4 protein-coding genes and 1 pseudogene are annotated in these 3,044 nt (G+C 60.8%); all 5 read left to right on the forward strand.

Going from position 1 to position 3,044, the window contains the following annotated elements; translation table 11 throughout:
* Positions 1-113, forward strand: a pseudogene (locus A3754_RS26700) (riboflavin synthase); the annotation flags it as partial.
* A 95-nt stretch (positions 114-208) separates the two neighbouring features.
* Positions 209-1,318 (forward strand): bifunctional 3,4-dihydroxy-2-butanone-4-phosphate synthase/GTP cyclohydrolase II, encoded by a 1,110-nt coding sequence (gene ribBA / locus A3754_RS17430; protein WP_063520720.1) that lies wholly within the window; start codon positions 209-211, stop codon positions 1,316-1,318.
* A gap of 142 nt (positions 1,319-1,460) precedes the next feature.
* Positions 1,461-1,931: a 6,7-dimethyl-8-ribityllumazine synthase gene (ribE, locus tag A3754_RS17435; RefSeq protein WP_007150362.1), complete on the forward strand. Its 471-nt coding sequence runs from the start codon at positions 1,461-1,463 to the stop codon at positions 1,929-1,931.
* A 60-nt stretch (positions 1,932-1,991) separates the two neighbouring features.
* Positions 1,992-2,444 (forward strand): transcription antitermination factor NusB, encoded by a 453-nt coding sequence (gene nusB / locus A3754_RS17440; protein WP_063520721.1) that lies wholly within the window; start codon positions 1,992-1,994, stop codon positions 2,442-2,444.
* A gap of 62 nt (positions 2,445-2,506) precedes the next feature.
* A partial coding sequence (locus tag A3754_RS17445; RefSeq protein WP_231880677.1) for a thiamine-monophosphate kinase occupies positions 2,507-3,044 on the forward strand: 538 nt, incomplete at its 3' end.

Here is a 3,044-nt window from a genome sequence, read left to right on the forward strand (position 1 = left end):
TCATAGCCCGCTATCTGGAACGCCTGCTCCTGGGAGAGAAGGCCGCCGAGCCCACTTCCGAGGGGATTTCCATGGCGTTCCTGGCGGAAAACGGGTTTATCAAAGGCGTCTGACGTCAGACGTCGGACGTCAGACGCAAGGCCGGCTGGCAGAAAGTCTGCGGCGGCGGTGCGTTATTGACCGCAGATGAATTGAAGGCAGCAATTGTATGCAACTCAACAGTATTGAAGAACTGATCGAAGATATCCGTCAGGGAAAGATGGTTATCCTGATGGATGATGAGGACAGGGAGAACGAAGGCGACCTGGTGATGGCGGCAGAGCACGTGACTGGCGAAGCCATCAACTTCATGGCCAAGTACGGCCGTGGCCTGATCTGTATGCCCATGTCCCGTGAGCGCTGTGAGTTGCTGGATCTGCCGTTGATGGTGCAGAGCAATGGCAGTGGTTTTGGCACCAAGTTCACCGTGTCCATCGAAGCCCGCGAAGGGGTGACCACCGGGATCTCTGCCGCTGACCGTGCGCGCACCGTGCAGGCCGCCGTGGCCCGCAATGCCCGCGCCTATGACATTGTCCAGCCGGGGCATATCTTCCCGCTGATGGCCGAGCCGGGTGGCGTGCTGCGCCGTGCCGGTCACACCGAAGCGTCCTGTGATCTGGCGGCGCTGGCCGGTTGCGAGCCGTCCGGGGTGATCTGCGAAGTCATGAATGAAGATGGTTCCATGGCACGCCGGGAAGACCTGGAAGTGTTCGCTGCAGAGCATGACTTGAAGATCGGCACCATCGCCGACCTGATCCAGTATCGCGCCCTGAACGAGCAGACCATCGAGCAGGTGTCCGACCACGAGCTGGATACCTGGTACGGCGATTTTCGCCTGGTGGCGTTCCGCGACACCGTGGACGGGCTGACCCATGTGGCGCTGGTGAAAGGCGAGATCAGTGAAGACGAAGAGGTCACGGTACGGGTGCATCAGGTGGACCCGCTGCGTGATCTGATGAGCGCCAAGATGAATGGCCGCACCGGCTGGAACATGCACCGGGTGCTGGAAACCGTTTCCCAGTCGGATGCCGGGGTGGTGATTATTCTGGGGCAGGATTACGCCTCCAACGATATCGTCGAACGCCTGGATGCCTTCTTCGGCGGCACCGCTGGCAAGCCCAAGGGCGAGTCCCGTGCGTACCGCAACATCGGCACCGGTTCCCAGATTCTGAAGGCACTGGGCGTGCGCAAAATGCGCCTGCTCAGCTCCCCGATGAAATTCAACGCGTTGAGTGGTTTCGACCTGGAAATCACCGAGTACTTGGACGCGGATAGTTGAATGAGACGCCCGATGCCTGACGCCTCAGGCCTGATGCTTGCGATTTTAGCGTTGGGCATTGGGCTTTCGGCGTCAGGAAGCTAATCGAAACCACTGGACGCTCCTGCCTTGCCAGGTGCGACCAATGATCAGGACAAGACACATGCAAAACATCAAGACTCTCGAAGGTACTCTGAGCAACGTGGGTGGCCGTTACGGTATCGTGGTGGCGCGCTTTAACAGCTTTGTGGTGGAAGCCCTGCTGGACGGTGCCGTGGATGCGCTGGTGCGTCACGGGGTGAGCCGTGACGATATTGAAATCATCCGTGTACCCGGTGCCTGGGAAATGCCGGTGGCGGTGAAAAAGGTCATCGAGAAGCGTAGCTATGACGCGGTGATTGCGCTGGGCGCGGTGATTCGTGGTGGCACTGCCCACTTTGAGTTCGTGGCCGGCGAAGCCGCCAAGGGCATTGCCTCGGTTCAGAACAGCACCGGTACCCCGGTGGCGTTCGGCGTGCTGACCGTGGACACCATTGAGCAGGCCATCGAACGCTCCGGCACCAAGGCCGGTAACAAGGGGGCGGAAGCCGCCCTGTGCGCACTGGAAATGGTGTCGCTGTTTAAAGCCCTGTAATTCCAGGGGCGCGGCGCTGGGCGCAGGCGCCCGGCATCGTTTTCCGTTATCTGAGGTCGCATGAACAATCCATCTACACCCAGTGCCCGTCGCAAGGCGCGTCGTTTCACCCTTCAGGCGCTGTACCAGTGGCAGCTGGCCGGTGCTGCCGTGAGCGACATTGAAGCCCAGTTTCTGGCGAATCAGGATTTTGCCAAGGTGGACCGTGAATACTTTCATGATCTGCTGCACGGGGTGCTGGGCCAGGTGAAAGCGCTGGACGAGCAGCTCACGCCCTATCTGGATCGGCGTGTGGAAGAGCTGTCCCAGGTGGAAAAAGCGATTCTGCGACTCGGCGCCTTCGAGTTGAAGGAACGCCAGGATGTGCCTTACCGGGTGGTGATCAACGAAGGCATTGAACTGGCCAAGGTGTTTGGCGCAGAAGATTCCTTCAAGTACGTGAATGGGGTGCTCGACAAGCTGGCGCGCCAGTTGCGTTATGCGGAAGCGTCGGAACGCCGCCCCCGTGACTGATACCCGCTGCTAGCGTTGGCCTGCCCGTGCGTTCTGCGGGCAAGCCGCGTTATGCTTCTGCCATGACTGATCCTGCCGACTTCTCTNAATCGCCGCCGCAACCGTCAGTGTCTGGCTCCCTGGACGAATTCTCCCTGATCCGGCGTTATTTTCACCATCGTCAGGGGGGCTCCGTGGTGTTGGGCCCCGGTGACGATGGCGCCTTGTTGACCCCTCCCGCCGGCCAGCAACTGGTAATGACTCAGGATACCAGTCTGGTCGACCGTCACTTTCCCGCTGATATGGCCCCGGCCGATGTGGGCTATCGCTGCCTGGCGGTGAATATTTCGGATCTGGCGGCCATGGGGGCGACACCGCTCTGGTTTTTGCTCTCCCTGACACTCCCGGAGGTGGAGGCAGACTGGTTGGCAGGCTTTTCCCGGGGGCTGTTTGAGCTGGCCGACCAGGCTGGGATTAGCCTGGTTGGAGGGGATATCACCCGTGGTCCCCTGTCGGTCTCGATCCAGGCTACCGGGGCCGTGCCTCCGGGGCTGGCGTTGCGTCGTGATGGTGCCCGTGCGGGGGATCAGATCTGTGTAGGCGGCGTGACGGGGGCCGGCT

The organism is Alcanivorax sp. HI0083, from assembly GCF_001635175.1.

Excerpts from the sequence above, each read along its gene's own strand:
- ribE (WP_007150362.1), top strand. The coding sequence starts at position 1,461 with ATGCAAAACATCAAGACTCTCGAAGGTACTCTGAGCAACGTGGGTGGC.
- nusB (WP_063520721.1), top strand. The coding sequence starts at position 1,992 with ATGAACAATCCATCTACACCCAGTGCCCGTCGCAAGGCGCGTCGTTTC.
- ribBA (WP_063520720.1), top strand. The coding sequence starts at position 209 with ATGCAACTCAACAGTATTGAAGAACTGATCGAAGATATCCGTCAGGGA.